19 protein-coding genes are annotated in these 19,723 nt (G+C 64.9%); 10 read left to right on the top strand and 9 right to left on the bottom strand.

All coding sequences use genetic code 11. The features are described from left to right. Positions 1-185: aminotransferase class V-fold PLP-dependent enzyme (locus tag CCR94_RS11400; RefSeq protein ID WP_146089968.1), on the top strand; the 185-nt coding region annotated here is incomplete at its 5' end. An 18-nt stretch (positions 186-203) separates the two neighbouring features. Here the strand turns inward: CCR94_RS11400 and CCR94_RS11405 are convergent. Then, positions 204-734, bottom strand: a complete 531-nt coding sequence (locus CCR94_RS11405; RefSeq protein WP_104507975.1) for an Lrp/AsnC family transcriptional regulator — start codon at positions 732-734, stop codon at positions 204-206. Between the two features lie 138 nt (positions 735-872). Further along, positions 873-1,913: an AraC-like ligand-binding domain-containing protein gene (locus CCR94_RS11410; RefSeq protein ID WP_104508068.1), complete on the bottom strand. Its 1,041-nt coding sequence runs from the start codon at positions 1,911-1,913 to the stop codon at positions 873-875. Positions 1,914-2,166: 253 nt separating this feature from the next. Between CCR94_RS11410 and CCR94_RS11415 the strand changes: the two genes are divergently transcribed. Further along, positions 2,167-5,589 carry an autotransporter-associated beta strand repeat-containing protein gene (locus CCR94_RS11415; protein ID WP_104507976.1) on the top strand — a complete coding sequence of 1,141 codons (3,423 nt, stop codon included), beginning with the start codon at positions 2,167-2,169 and terminating at the stop codon, positions 5,587-5,589. A gap of 31 nt (positions 5,590-5,620) precedes the next feature. Next, positions 5,621-6,349, top strand: coding sequence for a FecR family protein (locus CCR94_RS11420; protein WP_158254722.1), 729 nt, complete (start codon positions 5,621-5,623; stop codon positions 6,347-6,349). A 7-nt stretch (positions 6,350-6,356) separates the two neighbouring features. Here the strand turns inward: CCR94_RS11420 and CCR94_RS11425 are convergent, their stop codons facing one another. Continuing rightward, positions 6,357-8,591 (bottom strand): CHASE2 domain-containing protein, encoded by a 2,235-nt coding sequence (locus CCR94_RS11425; RefSeq protein WP_158254723.1) that lies wholly within the window; start codon positions 8,589-8,591, stop codon positions 6,357-6,359. Positions 8,592-8,792: 201 nt separating this feature from the next. On the opposite strand from CCR94_RS11425, the gene CCR94_RS11435 reads away from it, so the two are divergent. Together CCR94_RS11435 and CCR94_RS11440 are read left to right on the top strand one after the other, a co-directional pair. Then, the gene (locus tag CCR94_RS11435; protein WP_244594035.1) at positions 8,793-9,149 is read left to right on the top strand and encodes a DUF3307 domain-containing protein; all 357 of its coding nucleotides are present in this window, start codon (positions 8,793-8,795) and stop codon (positions 9,147-9,149) included. A 91-nt stretch (positions 9,150-9,240) separates the two neighbouring features. Further along, on the top strand, positions 9,241-9,921 hold the full coding sequence (locus tag CCR94_RS11440) for a cyclic nucleotide-binding domain-containing protein (protein ID WP_104508069.1): 681 nt from the start codon (positions 9,241-9,243) through the stop codon (positions 9,919-9,921). Positions 9,922-9,979: 58 nt separating this feature from the next. Here CCR94_RS11440 and CCR94_RS11445 read toward each other — a convergent pair whose 3' ends face one another. The 4 genes from CCR94_RS11445 to CCR94_RS11460 all read right to left on the bottom strand — a co-directional run bounded on the left by CCR94_RS11445 (position 9,980) and on the right by CCR94_RS11460 (position 12,384). Beyond that, a complete protein-coding gene (locus CCR94_RS11445; RefSeq protein WP_158254724.1) occupies positions 9,980-10,837 on the bottom strand; it encodes a glycosyltransferase family 2 protein in 858 nt (285 codons plus the stop codon). Between the two features lie 108 nt (positions 10,838-10,945). After that, a complete protein-coding gene (locus tag CCR94_RS11450; RefSeq protein WP_104507982.1) occupies positions 10,946-11,293 on the bottom strand; it encodes a hypothetical protein in 348 nt (115 codons plus the stop codon). Positions 11,294-11,347: 54 nt separating this feature from the next. Then, a complete protein-coding gene (locus CCR94_RS11455) occupies positions 11,348-11,674 on the bottom strand; it encodes a PilZ domain-containing protein (protein ID WP_104507983.1) in 327 nt (108 codons plus the stop codon). A gap of 170 nt (positions 11,675-11,844) precedes the next feature. Beyond that, positions 11,845-12,384 (bottom strand): adenine phosphoribosyltransferase, encoded by a 540-nt coding sequence (locus tag CCR94_RS11460; RefSeq protein WP_104508070.1) that lies wholly within the window; start codon positions 12,382-12,384, stop codon positions 11,845-11,847. Between the two features lie 68 nt (positions 12,385-12,452). Here CCR94_RS11460 and CCR94_RS26655 point away from each other — a divergent pair, with 68 nt between their 5' ends. Then, positions 12,453-12,773 carry a type II toxin-antitoxin system VapC family toxin gene (locus CCR94_RS26655; protein ID WP_425332327.1) on the top strand — a complete coding sequence of 107 codons (321 nt, stop codon included), beginning with the start codon at positions 12,453-12,455 and terminating at the stop codon, positions 12,771-12,773. A gap of 163 nt (positions 12,774-12,936) precedes the next feature. After that, positions 12,937-14,880 carry a methyl-accepting chemotaxis protein gene (locus CCR94_RS11470; protein WP_104507985.1) on the top strand — a complete coding sequence of 648 codons (1,944 nt, stop codon included), beginning with the start codon at positions 12,937-12,939 and terminating at the stop codon, positions 14,878-14,880. Positions 14,881-14,989: 109 nt separating this feature from the next. Here the strand turns inward: CCR94_RS11470 and CCR94_RS11475 are convergent, their stop codons facing one another. Both CCR94_RS11475 and CCR94_RS11480 read right to left on the bottom strand, forming a co-directional pair. Further along, complete coding sequence (locus tag CCR94_RS11475; protein ID WP_104508071.1) at positions 14,990-15,922, bottom strand: ribose-phosphate pyrophosphokinase; 933 nt, start codon at positions 15,920-15,922, stop codon at positions 14,990-14,992. A 141-nt stretch (positions 15,923-16,063) separates the two neighbouring features. Then, positions 16,064-16,642, bottom strand: coding sequence for a hypothetical protein (locus CCR94_RS11480; RefSeq protein WP_104507986.1), 579 nt, complete (start codon positions 16,640-16,642; stop codon positions 16,064-16,066). 144 nt (positions 16,643-16,786) lie between these two features. Here CCR94_RS11480 and uvrC point away from each other — a divergent pair, with 144 nt between their 5' ends. The 3 genes from uvrC (at position 16,787) to moaD (ending at position 19,683) form a co-directional block, all read left to right on the top strand. After that, positions 16,787-18,769 carry an excinuclease ABC subunit UvrC gene (uvrC, locus tag CCR94_RS11485; RefSeq protein ID WP_104507987.1) on the top strand — a complete coding sequence of 661 codons (1,983 nt, stop codon included), beginning with the start codon at positions 16,787-16,789 and terminating at the stop codon, positions 18,767-18,769. A gap of 75 nt (positions 18,770-18,844) precedes the next feature. Beyond that, positions 18,845-19,438, top strand: a complete 594-nt coding sequence (gene pgsA / locus CCR94_RS11490; protein ID WP_104508072.1) for a CDP-diacylglycerol--glycerol-3-phosphate 3-phosphatidyltransferase — start codon at positions 18,845-18,847, stop codon at positions 19,436-19,438. Then, positions 19,435-19,683: a molybdopterin converting factor subunit 1 gene (moaD, locus tag CCR94_RS11495; protein WP_104507988.1), complete on the top strand. Its 249-nt coding sequence runs from the start codon at positions 19,435-19,437 to the stop codon at positions 19,681-19,683. The genes pgsA and moaD overlap by 4 nt, the downstream gene beginning before the upstream one ends. Positions 19,684-19,723: the final 40 nt, after the last annotated feature.

Below are 19,723 nucleotides of genomic sequence, written 5' to 3' on the forward strand. Positions count from 1 at the left end.
CGGTGGAAGTCGGCAAGGCGCTCGACGCCGAGGGGATCGCGGTGCGCTCGGGCCACCATTGCGCCCAGCCCATCCTGCGCCGCTTCGGCCTGGAGGCCACAGTGCGGCCCTCGCTCGCCTTCTACAATACCTGCGAGGATGTCGATCTGTTGGTCGATGTGCTGCACGGGTTGCGGCGGAAATGACGCCGCGCCGCGCTGGTCTCACATGGTGCGAAGCGCGACGACGCGCTGTTGGGACACCAGCGCGGCGGCTTCGTGCGCGGGCTCGCCCGGATCGATCAGTTCGAGCGGCAGGGCGGTGGTGGATTTGATCGACTGCAATTCGAAATGCGAGGAGACATTGCGCAGCGGCATCAGCGCGGTCAGCCTCTTGTAAAAAGCGTCATAGGCGGAAATGTCGGTCGTCACCACCTTCAGGACGTAATCGACCTCGCCGGCGAGCCGGCAGAATTCCACGACCTCCGGCATGAGCGAGACCGCGCGGACGAAATTTTCGAGGCGCTCGGCCCCGTGATCGCCGGTCTGGATCGAAATGTGGACGGTCAGGCCGAGGCCGACCTTGCCGCCGCTGACCAGCCCGACCCGCTTGCGCAACACGCCGGAGGCCTCCAGCTTCTGGATGCGTTTCCAGCACGGGGTGGCCGACAGGGCCACCTTTTCCGCAATCTCGGCCACGGTGACCGTGGCGTCGTTTTGGAGAATTTTGAGTATTTTGAGATCAATCCGGTCCATGATCGGCACGCCAATTTCGTCAATGTGGAAAGATAATTTAGTCTATCAAAATAGTATTCTATGTCAATGCGGCGTTTGTGCCGTCGCGCTGATTGGCCAAAACGGGCGAAAACCGGACCTTCGCGGGCGCCGCGCGCCTCAGGTTCCGACCCGAGGCGCGATGTCGCGCATCCAGCGCGTCACGGGCGAGGCGCCCGTCGCCGGTTCGCTGAGCAAGGCCGCCGCCCGCGCCGCCTTGGGACTGACGCCATAGGCCGCCTTGAACGCGCGGCTGAAATTGGCCTCGCTGCCGAGATGCCAGCGCCGCGCCACCTCGCTGACGCGCGGCCCCTTGGACGTCGCCGCCGCCAGATCGAAGAAGGCCCGGTGCAGGCGGCGGCCGCGAATATATTCGGCCACCCCGCCGAGCGGCGAAAACATGCGGTAAAGCGTGGCGCGCGACAGGCCGAAATGCGCGGCCAGGGATTCGGCGGAGAGATCGCCGGCGCCCAGCCGCGCCTCGACATGCTGGCGCAGGCGAATCAGCGACAGATTGCCGGCGTCGCCAGCGGCGGCGTCGCGCCGCTCCAACTCGCCGCTGAGACAGGCGACAATCAGCGCGATCGTGCCTTCGACCACCGCCTGGCATTCATCGAAGGTCATGCGCGGCGCGCAATCGAACAGCGCGGCGAAATGGCGCGCCAGCAGCCGCGTCAGCACGCCGTCGGCGGGCAGGACCAGGCCATGCAGCGCATCGGGCTGCGGCAGGCGGCGGTCGATCATCGGCCGGGGAATCACAAGGTTGAAATTTTCGAAGGCGGTGGCGCGGGTCTCCAGCGTCTGCGCGAGGTCGAGCACGCAGATATCGCCGGGCCGGACGCGAATCGGCAGCGCGCCGGCGACGCCCTCATAGCCGCCCTTGAGATAGAGCTGGATGAAGATGTGATCGACGCCGCTGCGCGCCACGGTTTCCGCCGTGCGCCGGAAACACTGGCCGCTGGCGCGCGACAGGCCGAACAGGACCGGGCCCATGACGTAGGATTGCAGATCGGCGCGGAACGGACCGGGTTCGCCCGCCGCCAGTTCATCAACCTCGAACATGGTCGCCACCGCCTCGCGCCAGGCGGCGATATTGGCGTCGGGGTCCATCGTTTCACTGAGGAAACCGAAACTCGGCACCAAGGACGAGACGTTTTGCATGTTTTGTTCTGCTTTATCCAAGTCCACTCCTTCTTTCCCGATGGCGCTGCGATAAATCACGGCATTGCTTTTCATGGCGTTCTGGAGTTTGAACTATGATTTATTGCGAGGCAACTCGACACGTCTTATTTTTGGCAAAACGTCTCATTCACTTGTTGCGCTGTCTTATCCGCCTCATGCAATCTTGACACCATGCCGCAAGGGAGGGCTTATCTGCTGTCAAGGTTAGGGCGACCTTCACTAGGGCGGATTCATGACAAAATGCAGTATCGCGGCGCATCGGCGCCGAACGATCTCGCGCGCGCTTCTGCTGGCCGGGACGGCCCTGGCCGTCGCGCCTTGCGTCGTGCAAGCGGAGACTCTGGATCTGGCTGGCGGCAATACGACAAAGACCAGCCTCGGCGCCTATCCGGCAGGGGTGACCAACACTTCCAGCACCGCCGCCGTGCTGACAATCGATAATTCGGCCGACGAGACCTATTCCGGAACGATCGCCAACGGCGTCGGACGGGTCGCCTTGATCAAAACCGGCGCGGGGGCGCTGACGCTGACAGGCGTCAACACGCAAACGGGCGACGCCGGCTACGCCTATGGCAACGGAACGTCGCTGGGCGCCAGCCTGGCTGTGACCGACGGGAAGCTGATCATCGGCAGGGGCGACGCTCTTGGCGGCGGGATCGTCGCCATCGGCAACGCCACGCTCGCTTCGCAGGGCGGCGGTCCGGTCACGATCACCAACACCATTCTGGTCGGCGTGAACGCGGCGGAAGCGGCGACGTTCGACACATCGGGCGGCGACATCATCGTCAACCACTTCATGGAGGGCTACCAGATCCCCGGGAACGACGCGGCCTCCGACGCCGGCGTGATCAAAACGGGAAGCGGAACGCTCTATCTGTCGGAGGACAATTATTTCAACGGCGGCGTCCAGATCGAACAGGGAACGGTCGCCATCAATTCCGCCAATGGCCTGGGTACGCCGCGTCGCCAAACCAATGGCTCGCTCAGCGGTCTCCCCGTGGTGACGATCTCGGCAGGCGCCACATTGGAGACGATGGCGGATTACACCCCGGACAGCGTCCATTGGGGCAATGGGTGGCGCGCCCCCGTCCAGCTCGGGAGCGACCCGACCTGCACGCACGATTGCGGTTTCGCCAATATCGCGCCCGACTCCGGCACGACCGTCGAGATCAACAGCGACGTCACCGGCGCCGCTGGCCTGAACATGGGCGGGGTGGGAACGCTCTATCTTGCGGGCGCGAAGAGCTATACCGGGGGAACGCGGATTTCGTCGGGAACGCTGGAGATCAACGACGCGACGGCGACCAACGCCAGCACTTTGGCGATCGCGAATGGCGGACGCCTGACACTGATGATGGATGGGCTTTCGCTTTCGCCCACCGCCTTCACGCTGAGCGGCCAGGGAATCGTCGATACCAACGGTTTTGGCGCCGTCATCGCGACCGCGATCAGGGATGGCGCAAGTCAGGGCTCGTTCGTCAAGGCGGGCGCCGGAGTCCTGACCCTCGCCGCGGCGGCGACCTATACCGGTTCGACGGAAGTGGCGGGGGGAACCTTGTCGCTCGGCCTCGATGGCGCGCTGTCGACACAGACGCGGGTGACAGTCGATGCAGGCGCCACGCTGGATCTCGGCGGGCATAGCTTGGTCATCGCTGGCGTCAGCGGTTCGGGAACGATTTCCGGCAGCGCCTCCAGCGGCAATGGCGCGCTGACGGTGGGAGGGGATGGCTCCTCCTCAACCTTTGCCGGCCTGCTCACCGACGGTTTGGGGCGGTTGGCCCTGACCAAGGCCGGCGCGGGAACGCTGACGCTCACCGGCGACAACCTCTATGCCGGGACCACCACGATCAGCGCCGGCGTATTGCGGATCGGCGCCGGCGGCGCGAGCGGAACGCTTGGCTCCGGCGCCGTGGTCGATAACGCCAGCCTGGTGTTCGACCGCTCCGACGCCATAACGGTCGCGCAGGCCATAAGCGGAACCGGCTCCCTCACCCAGGCCGGCGCGGGAAAGCTGACGCTCACGGGCGCCAACGCCTATTCGGGCGGAACCTTTGTCGATGCCGGCGCGCTGGCGATTTCCAGCGCGCAATCGCTCGGTTCGGGTTCGCTTCACCTCGCCGACGCCACGACGCTCAATCTGCTCTCGTCCATGGTCGTGTCGAACAAAATCGTGTTCTCCGGCGCGGGCGATCCCACCATCGACACCGGCGCTTCCACCGTCACCCTGAGCGGGGTCATTTCCGGCTCGGGCGCGCTGACAAAGCTGGGAACGGGAGCCCTCGTCCTCACGGGCGCCGACACCTACACCGGCGCGACCACGGTTGCGCAGGGCATGCTGGAGGTGGATGGCTCGATTGTTTCTTCAACGACCGTCCAGAATGGCGCGACGCTGCGCGGCGTCGGCGCGGTCGGCGCCATCGCGGTGTCCTCCGGCGGCGCGCTTGCGCCGGGCAATGCGGCGCAGCCTTATGGAACGCTGCATTCCACCGGCAATGTCACCTTCGCCTCCGGCTCGACCTATGCCGTCTCGGTCGGGCCGAGCGGTTCGAGCCTTCTGACCACCACGGGTTCGGCGAGTCTTGCCGGCAAGGTCGCGGCGACCTGGGCGGGCGCGGCGACGACCGCCGGATCGCGCTACACCATCCTGACCGCCAGCGGCGGCGTTTCCGGGGTTTTCAGCAGCCTGACCGTGACCGGCCTCACCACCAGCCTGCCGGTGCTGGCCTATGATTCCAAGGACGTTTATCTCGTCTTCAACGGCCTCACCAGCGGGGCGGTGACGTCGTCGTTCAACAAGCTGGCCGGCGACCGCATCGGCGCGCTCATCACCAACGGGGTGCTCGCCAGCGTGCTCGGCGGCATCAACGAACAGATCAATTGCGACAATTGCGTCAGCACGTTCGGGTCGGTGGGATCGCTCAGCGCGGGCATGCATGGCCGTCTGACGCTCAGCGACAATTTCGCTCTCCTTGGCGGCGCGGCCTACAGCCAGTACCACAGCGGCGGCGTCGAGGTGACGGGCGCACCGATCTTCCTTGGCGCGCTGCGCTACGACAAGACGGAATGGGGCGCCTCGCGGCCCTTCGGCGAAATCGGCGCTTCCGCCTCGCCGTGGCAGCGCGCCCGCTTCAACCGCGCCTATGATGACGCGGGCGTGGCGCGCGGCGGCTCCGGAATCGCCGATGTCGCGACCTATTCCGCCTTCGCTAAGCTCGGATGGATTTATCGCTGGTCGCCCATCGACGAGGCGGCGGCCTGGGCGGGCCTCTCCCGCAGTTGGCAAATCGTCGGCGGCTATGTCGAGAGCGTCGCGGGCAATCCCTCGCCCGCGACGGTCGCCGGGGGAACGGACAGGTTGAATGTCGTCCGGGTCGGCGCGCAATGGACCCATCTGTTCGGCGGCGCGCTCGAAACCCAGATCTCGCTCGCCGCCGCGCAATCCTTTGACGCGCAAAGCGGCCTGAGCGGCGACGTGCTCGGGCTGTCCGGCATCCATTCCACCCTCGGCGATTATCATTGGGCCGAATATGGCCTGCGCGTCGGCTACCGCTTCGCCGACAATGCGGTGGTGGACGTTTTTGCCGATGGAACGCTTGGCGCCCGCCCGGTTGGCGACACCATCCATGGCGGCGCGGGTCTGCGTTGGGCCTTCTGAGCGGCGTTTGACATTGAAGGGCGAGACCGGCATGCGATTTTTGAAAACCCTCCCCGCCGTGGCCATGGCCGGCGCCCTGTTGGCGCCCGCGTGCTCGGCCGAAGACAGGATCGGCGCCGCGACCGTCGCCAATAACGAGGTCGTCAGGGTCGAGGGCGGTGGGGGCGCGGCCATTCACCGCGACGACGACGTGTTTCGCGACGAATCCGTGCGGACGGGGCCGGACAGTTCAGCCAAATTCGTTTTCCGCGACGCCACCAATCTCGCGCTGGGGCCGGTCTCCACGGTGAAGCTCGACCGTTTCGTCTATAGCGACGACGCCACCTATGCCCATGCGGCGGTCAATTTGGCCAAAGGCGTCTTCCGCTTCAGTTCGGGCGGTTCGCCCAAGGAAGCCTATGAGATCAAGACCGGCAACGCCACCATCGGCGTGCGCGGCACCATCCTCGATATCAGCTCCGAACCCGGTCGCACCGTCGTCACGCTGGTCGAGGGCCAGGCGGTGGTCTGCCCGCGTTCGCGCTACGATGGCGATCCGCGCAAGCTCGACGCCCGCGCCCTTGAAAAATATCATTGCGGCGAGTTGCTCCATCCCGGCGACGCCATCGTGGTCAGTTCGGGCGCGGCCAAAAGTGGCGCGCGGCCGTTCTCGTTCGCCGACGCCGCCTGCGGGTCCGATCCGGCTTTGTGTTCGCGCGAGGGTTACGCGAGCCTGAGAGGCTCAGATGTCGCGCCGGACGGCAAGCTCTGCGGCCGCTGAACCTTGCCTATTTGCTGTCGAGCGTCAGCAGGACCGCCGGCTGCTGCGACGGAGCCGCCGCCGTGAATTGCGCGTGCAAGAAGTCGTAAAGCGCGCGCCACGGCGCCGGGACTTGTTGCGCCAGCGCGCGCGCCTGCGCCGCCGCCTGTTCGCAATCGCCGGCGCGATAGCTGGCGAGCATTGCGTCATGCGCGGCGCGCCAGTTTGCAAATTCGGACGTTGCCGCGAATTCGGCTCCGCCCGCGGCCGTGAAGATGCGCACCGGCGCGTTGCGTCCCTTGACCTTGACGACATCGAGATCGAGCCAGGCCGCTTCGGGCGCCGCGACCGCGACCGCCTCGCTCGCGATGAGATCGACGCCATAATGCTTGCTGGCGCCTTCGAGACGCGAGGCCAGATTGACGGTGTCGCCGAGCACGGAATAATCGAAACGCCGCAACGAGCCCATGTTGCCGACGCTGCAAGGTCCGAAATTCAGCCCGATTCCCATGCGCAGGGGGTTATGGGCTCGCCCGTCCGCGCGCGCTTGCGCCTCAAGCGACGTGTTGAGCCGTTCAAGCTCTGCGCGCATCAGCATCGCCGCCTCCACGGCGCGGCGCGCATGGCGGGGCACATCGACCGGCGCGTTCCAGAACGCCATGATGGCGTCGCCGATATATTTGTCGATGGTTCCCTCGCGCGCGAGAATCGCGTCGGTCATGGGCGTCAGATAGGCGTTGAGCAGCCGGGTCAGATGTTGCGCGTCGAGCCCCTCGGACAGGCTGGTGAAATTGCGCAGGTCGGCGAACATCACCGTCACTTCGCGCGTCTCGCCCCCCAGCGCCAGCCTGTCGGGGTTTTCGGCGAGGCGCGCGACCACCAGCGGCGACAGGAACTTGCCAAAGGCGGTCTGAACATAGGCTTTGGCGGCTTGCTCGCCGCGCCACAGCGCCAGAATCCCGGTCAGCGTCTGCAAGCTCAAGGCCAGCGCGGGGACCACGGGATCGAGCAGCAGCCCCGCTTTGTCGAAAGCCAGCAAGGCGCCGGCGAACAGGGCGGCGGCCGCGACAATTGCGATGGCGCCGGCGGCGAGCGGCGACACTCTTGGCAGCAGCGCCGCCATCAGGCAGATCATGACGAGCGCGGCGGCCAGTTCCGCGCCCTGCGCCCAGTCCGGGCGCGTGAGCAGGGCGTTCGCCAGGATCTGTTCGATGATCTCGGCATGGATTTCGACGCCGGCCATGGCGGGTTCGATCGGCGTCGCCCTGACGTCGCCCAGGCCCGAGGCGGTCGGGCCGATCAGGACGATGCGGCCCTGGATCTCGCTTGCCGGGACTTGGTCGTTGAGAAGGGAGGCGATGGACAACATGCGGCGCGGATCGGGCGGCGAGAAATGCGGCCGCACCGCGCCGTGCGCGTCGGTCGCGATCGACAGGTCGCCGACGCGCAAGCCGCTGACGCCGGTTTTCGCCCCAAAGTCCATTTGCCCGCTGACATTGGAGGCGCGCACGAGCAAGGTGGTGGCGCCCAGCGCGACACGCAGCGCGTCGAGCGCCAGCGACGGCGTGTAACGATCGCCCAGCCGCGCCAGCAGCGGAACCCGCCGCACGATCTGGTCGCGGTCGGGCAGCCAGTTGACCGCGCCCAGTCCCGAAGCCGCTTGCGCAAGTTGCGGCAGCGGCGCGGCGACGCCGGCGAAGGCGGGAATGAACAGGGCCGGGTCGTCGCCGGCCATGGCGACGCCGGCTTTCGGCGCCGGAAGCGCGCCGCCGGGCGTGTTGAGGAAGCTCAGCCCCAAGACGCTTGGCGCCGTGGCGAGCGCGGCGGCGAAACGCGCGTCGTTGCTGGGCGCGCGCGAAAACTTTTCCGCCAGTTCCGCCGTCCGCAGCTCCGGCGGCAGGCTGGCGAGAAGGGCTTGCGGGTTGAGGCGGTCGGCTTCGGCGAAGACCACGTCGAAACCAATGGCCGATGCGCCCATACCCCGCAGTTTCTCCGTCAGTTCGGCGAGGCGGAGGCGCGGCCAGGGCCATTGCCCCAGCGCGGCGAGACTGGCCTCGTCAATGGCCGCGACGCGGACAGGACCGGTCGGGTTGAACGGGGCGGGATCGAGTTGCTGGAAACGATCGAACACGAGATTGCGCACATCGTCCAGCGCGCGCGGCGCGCCCAGCGCGCAGGCGATGAACAGGCCGAGGTTCAGCGCGAACGCGCCACGATAAAGCCAGCAGGAGCCGCCTCGAGAACGGCCTCGCTCAAGCGACATGGCGGGCATTCATGAACGGGCTCCATTCCAGGCGGGCGCGAACCATAGCGCGGATCGAGCTGAAGCGCGACAATCTCGGCGCGGCGGACTTGTCAAACGGCGCCAGCGCCTGCTTAAAATTCCGGGTCAATTCAACATCGAGGGGCGACCATCGGCACTCTTCCCGCACAACTTCCCACGACATGGCTCTGCGTCGCCGTCGTGCTTTTCATCGTCAAGCATCTGGTTGCGGATTTTTATCTGCAATCGAGCTGGATGGCGCTTGGCAAGGAGCGCGTCGAAGGCTGGCGCGCGCCGCTCGCGGCCCATGCCGCGATCCACGCGCTCGGCACGCTGCTGCTCTGCGTGGCTCTGGCCCCGGCGCTGTTCTGGCTGGCGGCTTTGGATTTCGTCGTTCACGCCGCTGTCGATCGCGGCAAGGGCGTTTTGGCGCGGCGCGCCTCGGCCACGCCCAGCACGGCCGTCTATTGGCGTCTGCTGGGACTCGACCAGAGCCTGCACGCGCTGACCCATTTCGTGTTCGCCCTGGCGTTGACCGCGGCGCATGCGGCGGCATGACGGGGCCTGTCATGCAACCGACATATCGCTTGAATATTGGCGACAAAGCAGAGGCTTGTCGCCTGTGAACGCCATCGCGTCGGGAGCCTGGATGTCGAGCGAAAACCTCCTTTATCTGCTGATCGCGCTTGCTTGGCTGCAAACCATCGCGGCGATCGTCTCGACGGTCTCGAAGACGATGATCCGCCTGCGCGTCGCTTCGGTCCTGTCCAACCTGTTCGGGCTGATCGTCAGCGTTTGCAGCGCCAATCCCGCGACCTTGATCCGCCATATCATCATCCTGCCGATCGACCTGTTGCGGCTGCGCGAAATGCGCAAGCTCGTCGCCAGCGTCAAGATCGCGGCCAACACCGATCTCAATGTCGAATGGCTGAAGCCCTTCATGCATCCGGTCCGGTTGAGCCAGGGCGCGTATGTGTTCCGCAAGGGCGATGTGGCCGACAACGCCTTCATGCTGATCGAAGGCGCCGTCGAGGCGCCGGAAATCGGCCGCGTCCTCAAGCCGGGCGACCTGTTCGGGGAGATGGCCATGTTCACGGCCGAGGGCCGTCGCACCGCCTCCGCCTTGTGCCGCACCGACGTGCGGCTGCTCGCCATCACCTATGAGCAATTCGAGCAGCTTTACTTCCAGAATCCCGAATTCGGCCTGTATCTGGTCCGTCTGATCGTCAGCCGTTACCAGGCCAACCTCGCGCAACTGGAATCCGTCGAAACCGTTGGCGCCCCGCCGCCGCCGGCGCCGCGCGCTGGCGGCGGCGCGGAAGCTTCATGACGCGCCACGGACATCGCCGCGCTCGGCGCGAACGCAATGCCTGAGCATCAAGAATAGGTCATTCGGGGTTCGATTCCGGGGCGGCGCCGGTCAAGCCAAGCCGGCGGCGCAGATCGGCGCAAATCGGGCCGAGGTCCGGCAGCCAGGGCGCGGCGCTGTCGTCGGGCTCGTCGTTCAGGTCGTGGTGCGCGAACAGATCCTGGGTATATTTGTCGTATTTCGCGGGGTCGTCGGCGCCGCGATGCACGTCGCCGCGCGCGCGCTTGACCTGATATTCTTCAAGACTCTTGCAGAAATAGTGATTCACCTGCGCCACCGACCAGTCAACATGGGTCGCGAGTCCGTGCGGCTCCATCTCCAGCGGCGCGCCATTGGCCAGCACCGCCCGGCCGCTGGCGAGCGTCGGCGCGTGCATGTGAACCTCGGCGACCGCGCGCGGGCGAAACAGGCTCTTGACGTGGCGATTGATGGGAGACTGCGCGCTGGCGGCGCGCGAAAAACGCTCCATCACCGGGCGTGGCGAAAAAACCGTTTCGCCCGAAGACCCGAACAGCCGCCAGTTCACGCCGATGCAGGCGACGTCGGCCGGGAAAGACGCGATGAAGTCGTTCACCCGCCTGGTCGTCTTGAGCATGAGGAATTCGTCGGCGTCGAGGAACATCAGCCAGTCGGTCGGACAGCCGCGCACGGCGTCGCCATAGGCCAGCAATTGCGGCGAGGCCGCAACGCTCGGCCAGGGGATGTGGGCGTCGATGAGGCCGATGCGGCGCATGCGGGCGAGCAGGTCGGGCGTCTGGTCGGTGGAGTCGTTGTCGTAGATCGCGATCAGGTCGAAGCCGACCATGCGATGCCAGGCGACCCATTCGACCAGATAGGGCGCTTCATTCTTGACGATGGCGCAAAGCATGCTGGACATGGGCGGCCTCATGTCGCGGGGACGAGGCCTGATTAGCCCGCGCGCGGGCGGCTGTCGACGTTCAACTTGCCTGGCGAGGACGGGCGTCGGCGGACGCCCTTTCGCGGGTCACTTCAGCAGCATCAGCCAGCGCTGCTCGCCGTTGGGCTGCATGGCCTCCAGCCGACTCAAGCCGATGTAGCGGACGATGCGCAGCTTGTCGCCCTTGTAGAAACGCATGCATTGGCCGGCCTCTTCCTGCTCGGTGATATAGGCCTCCGCCTTTTCCGGGGTTGCGTCGACATAAAGCTCCACCCATCGGCGCAGGGGGACTTCATCCTTGCAGCCGAACAGGGGAAAGGTGAGTTCGCAGATGTCGCCGACGGCGCAGCGCGGTTTGGGGTCCGCATGCGCCGGCGCGGTGAATATCGCGCCGCAGAGGAGCGCGGCGGAGAGGAGGAGATGCGTCTTAATCATGAGGTCGATCCGAATTGCTCGGGGATCATGCGCCACGAGGCTCGCGCGAAGCTGTCAGCTCGCGATCTTTTTCATCAGCGCCTTGCGCCGGAGGCTGCTCACGCCGTCAAAATAGCGCAGGCCGAGCTCGCCCCCCTCGCCGATCCGCCGCACTTCGCATTCGATGACGCGGTCGTCCGCCTTGACCGCCAACTCGATATGGCTGCCGACTTTTAGCGAATGGGGCAGGGGATGAGTCGCGCTGTCATTGACCACGACGCGCAGACCGTCGTCGGAAATGTCGGCGATCCGCGCGCGAATCTGCAACTCGCCGTAGAAGATCACGGCTTCGACATTATCGAAAATCTTGTGGCGCGTCGACGCGCGGCGCTCATAATACATCCGGTCATCCTTGGCGCCACCGCGCGGATGCGCGGCCTTTACCCAGTCCCGCCCAGTGTCGGCTGACTGGCTTGCGCGGAGCCTTCGGAACAGGAGAGGCCATTTGAGCGCGCTCCCGCGAACACGCTCAAACCTTTCGTCAATCCGAAACGAGTCTTTTTGAAGCCGCGTTAATGCCCCTCGAAGGTGACCAGCGCGCGCGCGGGCACGTCGAGCGCGCGGATCTTGTCGGCGCCGCCGAGTTCGGGCAGGTCGATCACGAAACAGGCCGCGACCACCACGGCCTCCATCTGGCGCAGCAGCTTGACCGCGCCGGTCGCGGTGCCGCCGGTGGCGATCAGGTCGTCAATCAGGAGCACCTTCTCGCCCGGCTTGACCGCGTCCTGGTGCATTTCCATCTCGTCGAGGCCGTATTCGAGGCTATAGGCCACGGAAACCGTGGTGTGCGGCAGCTTGCCCTTCTTGCGGATCGGAATGAAGCCGGCGGAGAGCTGGTGCGCCACGGCGCCGCCGAGGATGAAGCCGCGCGCCTCCATGCCTGCGACAGAGTCGATCTTTTGGCCGGCGAAGGGCTGCACCAACTCGTCCACGGCGCGGCGGAAGGCGCGGGCGTCGCCCAGCAGCGTGGTGATGTCGCGGAACATGATGCCCGGCTTGGGATAATCGGGAATCGTGCGGATGATGGATTTGAGGTCGTTTTCGAAGGTCATTTCAAACTCACGGAACGGAACGGCGAGCTTAGCCATATCGCGGCATTCCCGGCGAATGCAACAGCTTCATGGTCGCGCCTGGGCTGGACTTGCGCTGGCGCAATAGGTGGGGGGTGGAAGAACAGGCGCCAGGGTGGATTTGGACAACACCGCTTGCCGATCCGATGGCGATCGACACATCGGCGCTGGTCGCGATCCTGTTCGATGAACCCGAGGCCGAGGTCTTCGCGCGGCGCATCGCCGCCGATGGCGTGCGGTTGATCTCGGCCGCGACCCTGGTTGAAGCCGCGATGGGGGTGGAAGATTTGTCGGGCGCCGTGGGGCGGCGGCAAATCATGCCATTGGCGTCATCTTCCCCAAATCGGTTAACAGAGACGTCGAAATTTTAACAGCTTGTAAAGGGTTGCGGTAACATGGTTCAGCAACCACAGATTGTACATCGTGCGTCAGCGCGCCTTTGCGATCATTGGATCTCGGAAGACTCGCCGCAACACAAGTTGCCGCGACCATTGGCCTTCGGCTCGAAACGAGCTTGAAAGATTGGGATATCCAATGTTCCAGAAGATGAGGATTGCCGCACGCCTGCTGGTCGGGTTCGGCGCGTTGATGTTGTTGCTCGCCAGCGTCGTCGGATTTTCGGCCTATTCGGGGCGATCGACCCAGGTCGCCGTGGCCGATATGATGCATTTCAAGGGCGCTGAATTGCTGAATCAGGAAGTCGAGCGGCAGATCTATCAGGCCCGCTTCCGGTTCTGGCGGTTGTTGGCCCGCGGCGATGCTGCGGACTACGACAAGGCGCAAGAGGCGTTCAGTCGCGCCCAGGAAACATTCTCGGAACTGAGCACGATAACATACGATCCCCGTCGCCATGCGAAAGTTGAAGAGCTGAGCCGCGAGATCGCTTCCTATAAGGCGGAGGCGGATCGGTTCAAGGAAATCAAAGGCCACAACCCGAACATAGACACCCCTGAGGCGAAGGCGATCCTCGCCGCCGCCGACGGCCCCGGCGCCAAGATCGAAGTCATTTCGAAGGACCTGTCCGCTGACTACGCGAAGGCCGCCAAGGACGCTGAAGGCGCGACCAATGCGGAAATCTCGACAGTCATTGTTGTTTCGTTGATCATCGGCTTCATCAGCGTCTTGCTGGGCGGCGCCCTGGCGCTGGTCATCGCGCGCAGCATCGCCAATCCGATCAAGGCGATGACCGCGTCCATGACGGCCATGGCCGCAGGAAATCTCTCCGTCGAAATGAAAGGCTTCGAAGACGACAAGGAATTCGGCGCCATGGCGCACGCCATCGCCGTGTTCCGGGAGAACGCCATTGAGCGCGCGCGTCTCCAGGAAGCGGCGCGATCCGAGCGTCAGGTCGAGCTTCACCGCCAGTCGGTGATGCAAGGTTTGATCGGCCGTTTCCGCATCTTGATCGGTGAAGTCGTCGCCGCCGTGGGGTCCGAGACCGGCAAGATGAAAGGGACGGCGCTGACCTTGACGGATGTCGCCTTTCGCGCCGACAAGACGGCCGGTTCGGCGCGGGACGCGGCTTCCGACTCCTCGGTCAATATCCAGACCGTTTCCGTCGCCGCGGAACAACTCACCGCCTCCATCAACGAAATCTCGACGCAAATCCAGGGCGCCAGCAAGAAGGCGAACCAGGCGACAGACATCGCCCGCCAGACGGACCTCAACATTTCCGGCCTCGTCGAAGTCTCGAACAAGGTCGGCGCGATCGTCGAAATGATCCGCACGATCGCCCAACAGACCAATCTGCTGGCGCTGAACGCCACCATCGAGGCGGCGCGCGCGGGCGACGCCGGCAAGGGCTTTGCGGTGGTGGCTTCGGAGGTGAAGGCGCTGGCCGGGCAAACCGCCCAGGCGACCGATGAAATCGCGGCGCAGATCGCGGCGATCCAGGGCGCGACGCAGCAAGCCGTCACGGATATCAGGGCGATCACGGCCGCCGTAACCGAAATTGATTCGATGACAAACGCCGTCGCCGCGTCGGTCGATCAGCAAAGCGAGGCGACGGGAGAAATCGCGCGCGCCATATCGCAGGCGTCGGATAGCTCTAAGAACGCCTCGAAGAATGTGGAGAGTGTCGCGTCGGTCATCGGCGAGACCAATACAGAAGCGGGTCGCGTGACCGATGCGACCGGCCTGCTCGCCGATTCGACCAAAAGGCTGGCCGACGCGGTCGAGGACTTTTTGACCGAATTGAGCCAAGATGTGAAAAACCGGCGCGAAGCCACGCGGCGACTTTCAACCGAGGCGGTCGTGATTCAGACGAACGGCGTCCGCGTCAAGACGAAATTGGTCGATATTTCGGACACAGGCGCCAAGGTCGTCGCCTCGCCTGACCTTGGCAGCGGTGAACGCATCATCCTCGAGTTTGAAGACCAATCCAAAGCGCCGGCGAAACTCGTTTGGGTCAAGGATGGATTCGCGGGCGTGCAATTCGATCACCCGCTCAGCTCCCATGCCGAAGCTCGGGCTGCGTGAGACACGGCGCGTTACGGGAGTCGCGTTATACGAAACCCGAACGATCCATTCGGGTTTCGTATCCGAACGACCAGGGCCGGGCGCGCAAGGCGTTCTGGCCCCGGCGCGCTCAGTTGAACAGGCTGGAAACGCTCTCTTCCTTCGCCGTCCGGTCAATGGCCTCGCCGATCAGAGGCGCGATCGAAACCACGCGCATGTTCTTGGTCACGCGCACGGCTTCCGTCGACTGGATCGAATCGGTGATCACCAGTTCCTTGAGTTTCGACGCGGAAATGCGCGCCACCGCGCCGCCCGACAGCACGCCATGGGTGATATAGGCGCGCACGTCCGCCGCGCCCTGCTTGAGCAGCGCTTCCGCCGCGTTGCACAGGGTGCCGCCGGAATCGACGATGTCGTCGACGAGGATGCAGCTCTTGCCCTTCACTTCGCCGATGATGTTCATCACTTCCGATTCGCCGGCGCGCTCGCGGCGCTTGTCCACGATGGCGAGCGGCGCGTTGATGCGCTTGGCGAGCGCGCGGGCGCGCACCACGCCGCCGACGTCGGGCGACACCACCATCACATTGGAGAGGTCGAGCTTGTCCTGGATGTCGCGCACCAGCACCGGCGCGGCGAACAGATTGTCGGTGGGAATGTCGAAAAAGCCCTGAATCTGGCCGGCGTGGAGATCGACGGTGAGCACGCGGTCGGCGCCGGCGCGGGTGATCAGATTGGCCACCAGCTTGGCCGAAATCGGGGTGCGCGGGCCGGGCTTGCGATCTTGCCGCGCGTAACCGAAATAGGGCATGACCGCCGTGATGCGGCGCGCCGAGGCGCGGCGCAAGGCGTCGATCATGATCAACGCCTCCATCAGATGGTCATTGGTGGGGAAGGAGGTGGACTGGACGACGAACGTGTCCTCTCCGCGGACATTTTCTTGAATCTCTACGAAGACTTCCATATCGGCGAAGCGCCGCACCACGCATTTGGTGAGAGGCACGCCCAAATAGGCGGCGATCGCCTCGCTGAGGGGCCGATTGGAGTTGCCCGCAAGAATTTTCATGACGCCAGACATTCCATGTCATTTCGTTGACCAGGATGGCGGCGTCTTAGCAGCGCGTTCGACGATGAACAATGAAAATGGCCAGCCCTGTCGTGATTTCGTCAAAAACAAGCGTGGTTTGGCGTGGCGCCCGCCCGCGCTTTATCGCACTGGCGCGTAGGACAGCGCCGGACTGGAGGCGGTTGCGTCGGCCGGTTGCGCCGCCGCCATCGCCTCGGGCGTGTTGGAGAGATAGGCGGCGAGTTCCCCGGCGCTGCGCTGCGCCAGCGTGGTGAGCGCCGAGGCGTCCACCAGCCCCCAAGGGTCGGTCGCGGTCCCCTGCAACGCGATTTCGTCGTTGAGTCGCTGGGCGCGATGGGCGGTGCGGTCGTAAATATCCCAGACATAGGTGAGTCGGGCGCCGCCTTCGACCGGATAGGCGGAAATATAGCCGCGCGCGAGATAGCGGGCGTCGGCGCTGTCGGTGAGGGCCACGTCCTGCCGGGCGACATCGGCGTTGAACAGGGCCATGAATTGCGTTTTCTGCGGCTCGGGCGCGTCCATCTGGGTCACCGCCAGGGCGGCGGGGCGGGGACTGAGGCCCGAGGGAAGAATGGAGGTTCGCGCCTGGGGCGGGAGGCTCGCGGTCGCCGTCGGGTCCACGCCGCCCGAACAAGCCGAAAGAAAAACGGGGAGAACGCAAGTTGCGACAAAGCTAAAGCCGGCTCGTTGCGCGACCATGTTAACTCTCCGGGCGCCTCGTTGACGATTTGTTAACCGCATTGCTAGCGGTAAAATCGCGCGAGGTCTAGAGCGTGTCATTCTAGGAGGGTTTCGCCCGCGCCGTTGACGCTCCACATCAGGATCGAACCACGACAGGAGGACATGATTTCAGACCCGAACACCGACGATCCTCCGGAAATTCCCGATCTGGAGGACGAAGACGAGGCTGAACTTGCGCCCGATACGGGCGTCGAGGTGGATTTTGACGCGGCCGAGGGGGCGGAGTCGCTCAAACGCGGGGCGCGCGCCATCCGCGCCCACTGGAAACACGCGCCCGCCGGCCCCGGCGTCTATCGCATGCTCGCCGAGGACGGCGCCGTGCTTTATGTCGGCAAGGCCAAGAGCATCCGGAAGCGCATCGCCTCTTACGTAAGGGCGGGCGGCCACACCAATCGCATCGCGCGCATGATCGCGCTGACGGCGACCATGGTGTTCGCCTCGACCGAAACCGAAGTCGAGGCGCTGCTGCTCGAAGCCAATCTGATCAAGCAGTTGAAACCGCGCTTCAACGTGCTGCTGCGCGACGACAAGAGTTTTCCCTATATTTTGCTGACCAAGGACGAGCGCGGCGCGCAGATCGCCAAGCATCGCGGCGCGCGCGGGCGAAAAGGCGATTATTTCGGGCCGTTCGCGGGGGTGTGGGCGGTCAATCGCACGTTAAATGTGCTGCAAAAGGCGTTTTTGCTGCGCTCGTGCGAAAACTCCTTCTTCGACAATCGCACCCGGCCCTGCCTGCTGTTCCAGATCAAGCGCTGCGCCGGGCCTTGCACCGGCGAAATCTCGGGCCAGGATTACGACGAACTGGTCGGAGAGGCGCGGGATTTTCTGTGCGGAAAATCGCGGGCGGTGCGGGAGCGGTTGGCGGCGGAAATGAACGCCGCCGCCGAGCGCCTGGAATTTGAGCGCGCCGGCCAGTTGCGCGACCGCATTTCGGCGCTCGCGGCCATCCAGGGCCAGCAGGGGGTCAACCCGCGCAACACGCCGGAGGCCGACGTGTTCGGGCTGCATGAGGAGGCTGGCCAGTTCTGCGTGGAGGCGGTGTTCATCCGCGCCGGCCAGAACTGGGGCAATCGCGCCTATTTTCCGCGCGCCGACAAGGCGCTTGCGCCGGGCGAGGTGTTGGGGCCATTCGTCGCGCAATTCTACGCCGACCGCCCGGCGCCGCGCTGCATCCTGTTGTCGCACGAGATCGAGGAGGCCGGCTTGCTGGCCGAGGCGCTGGCCGCGCGCGCCGGCCACAAGGTCGAAATCCTCGTTCCCCGGCGCGGCGAAAAGGCCGAACTGCTCGTCAGCGCGCAACGAAACGCCCGCGAGGCGCTGGGCCGCAAGCTGGCCGAGGTCGCCAGCCAACAACGTCTGCTCGAAGTTCTGGGCGCGGCGTTCGGTACGGAAAAACCGCCGCGCCGTGTCGAAATTTATGACAATTCACACATCATGGGGACAGCCGCCATCGGCGCCATGGTGGTCGCGGGTCCGCAAGGTTTCGTCAAAAACCAGTACCGCACCTTCAACATCAAGACGGACATCGCGCCCGGCGACGATTACGCCATGATGCGCGAGGTTTTGGGGCGCCGTTTCACCCGCATCCTCAAGGAGGGCGAGCCGGAAACCAGCGATCCCGAGGCCTTCCCGCAAAAACCGGACCTGATCCTGATCGACGGCGGGCGCGGCCAGTTTTCCGCGACGCTGCAAGTAATGAAGGATCTGGGCGTCGAGGGGATCACGCTCGCCTCGATCGCCAAGGGCGTGGATCGCGACGCCGGGCGCGAAACCTTTTTCGTGGAGGGGCGGGAGCCGTTCCGGCTGCCGCCGCGCGATCCCGCGCTCTATTTCGTGCAGCGCCTGCGCGACGAGGCGCATCGATTCGCCATCGGAACCCATCGCGCCAAGCGCAAGAAGGAATTTGTGAAGAATCCGCTGGACGAAATCGCCGGCATCGGCCCCGCGCGAAAAAGAGCTTTGCTTCAGGCTTTTGGCACGGCCAAGGCCGTGGCGGGCGCGGCGCTCGCCGATCTGGAGAAGACGCCGGGTTTTTCCGCCGCGACGGCGAAGCTGGTGTACGATCACTTTCACGAGAAGGGGTGACGCGCGGGGGCGTCAACGCGTCTGCGACGGTTTTCGGCCTTGACGCGACGCGCCAAAAAAGTGTTCCTCAAGTTCATGACCGTAAACGCCGCACGCCCGCGCGCCCGCGCCTTCAATCTGCCGAACATGCTCACCTTCGGCCGGGTGCTGATCGTGCCGGCGGTGGTGGCCTGTCTGTTCTGGCCCGACGAATATTCCCTGCGCTGGACGGCGCTCGGCCTGTTCACCGTGGCCGCGATCACCGATTTCCTCGACGGCTATCTCGCCCGCATCTGGGACCAGCAATCGGCGCTCGGGCGGATGCTCGATCCCATCGCCGACAAATTACTGGTTTCGGCGGTGCTGATGATTCTGGTGGCCGATGGCACCATCAAGAGCTGGTCGGTGTGGGCGGCCATCGTGATTCTCTGCCGCGAAATCCTGGTCTCCGGCCTGCGCGAGTTTCTGGCGGACCTGAAAGTGCCGGTGCCGGTCTCGGCGGTCGCCAAGTGGAAGACCACGGTGCAACTGATCGCGCTCGGCTTTCTGATCGCGGGTCGGGCGGGAGAACTGGTGCTGCCCGGCACAGTCAAGATCGGCCTGGTGCTGCTGTGGCTGTCGGCGCTGCTCACGCTCTACACCGGCTTCGATTATTTCAAGGCCGGCATCAAACACGTGGTGGAGGAGTGAAAATCGTCTATTTCGCCAGCTTGCGCGAAAGGTTGGGTCTGAGCGAGGAAGAGGTCTTGCTGCCGCCCGAGGCGCGCACTGTGGCTGACGTGATCGCCTTTTTGGGCAAACGCGACGAGATTTACGAGGCTGTGTTTTGCGGTGGCGTTTTTCGCGCCGCGCTGGACAAGAGGCACGCCAAGGCGGAGGCCTCGATTGAAGGCGTCCGCGAAATCGCGTTTTTCCCGCCGATGACGGGGGGGTAAGTCGCGATTTGAGCATATGCCTGACATATGCTATGATACC

Source organism: Rhodoblastus sphagnicola (genome assembly GCF_002937075.1).
Taxonomy (GTDB): Bacteria; Pseudomonadota; Alphaproteobacteria; order Rhizobiales; family Beijerinckiaceae; genus Rhodoblastus; species Rhodoblastus sphagnicola.

Coding starts and splice junctions, on each gene's coding strand:
- CCR94_RS11450 (WP_104507982.1), bottom strand. CDS start 11,293: ATGATTAAGACGCATCTCCTCCTCTCCGCCGCGCTCCTCTGCGGCGCG.
- CCR94_RS26655 (WP_425332327.1), top strand. CDS start 12,453: ATGGTCGCGCCTGGGCTGGACTTGCGCTGGCGCAATAGGTGGGGGGTG.
- CCR94_RS11480 (WP_104507986.1), bottom strand. CDS start 16,642: ATGGTCGCGCAACGAGCCGGCTTTAGCTTTGTCGCAACTTGCGTTCTC.
- CCR94_RS11460 (WP_104508070.1), bottom strand. CDS start 12,384: ATGACCTTCGAAAACGACCTCAAATCCATCATCCGCACGATTCCCGAT.
- CCR94_RS11475 (WP_104508071.1), bottom strand. CDS start 15,922: ATGAAAATTCTTGCGGGCAACTCCAATCGGCCCCTCAGCGAGGCGATC.
- CCR94_RS11425 (WP_158254723.1), bottom strand. CDS start 8,591: ATGTCGCTTGAGCGAGGCCGTTCTCGAGGCGGCTCCTGCTGGCTTTAT.
- CCR94_RS11405 (WP_104507975.1), bottom strand. CDS start 734: ATGGACCGGATTGATCTCAAAATACTCAAAATTCTCCAAAACGACGCC.
- CCR94_RS11415 (WP_104507976.1), top strand. CDS start 2,167: ATGACAAAATGCAGTATCGCGGCGCATCGGCGCCGAACGATCTCGCGC.
- CCR94_RS11440 (WP_104508069.1), top strand. CDS start 9,241: ATGTCGAGCGAAAACCTCCTTTATCTGCTGATCGCGCTTGCTTGGCTG.
- uvrC (WP_104507987.1), top strand. CDS start 16,787: ATGATTTCAGACCCGAACACCGACGATCCTCCGGAAATTCCCGATCTG.
- CCR94_RS11470 (WP_104507985.1), top strand. CDS start 12,937: ATGTTCCAGAAGATGAGGATTGCCGCACGCCTGCTGGTCGGGTTCGGC.
- CCR94_RS11455 (WP_104507983.1), bottom strand. CDS start 11,674: ATGTATTATGAGCGCCGCGCGTCGACGCGCCACAAGATTTTCGATAAT.
- CCR94_RS11410 (WP_104508068.1), bottom strand. CDS start 1,913: ATGCAAAACGTCTCGTCCTTGGTGCCGAGTTTCGGTTTCCTCAGTGAA.
- CCR94_RS11420 (WP_158254722.1), top strand. CDS start 5,621: ATGCGATTTTTGAAAACCCTCCCCGCCGTGGCCATGGCCGGCGCCCTG.
- CCR94_RS11445 (WP_158254724.1), bottom strand. CDS start 10,837: ATGTCCAGCATGCTTTGCGCCATCGTCAAGAATGAAGCGCCCTATCTG.
- pgsA (WP_104508072.1), top strand. CDS start 18,845: ATGACCGTAAACGCCGCACGCCCGCGCGCCCGCGCCTTCAATCTGCCG.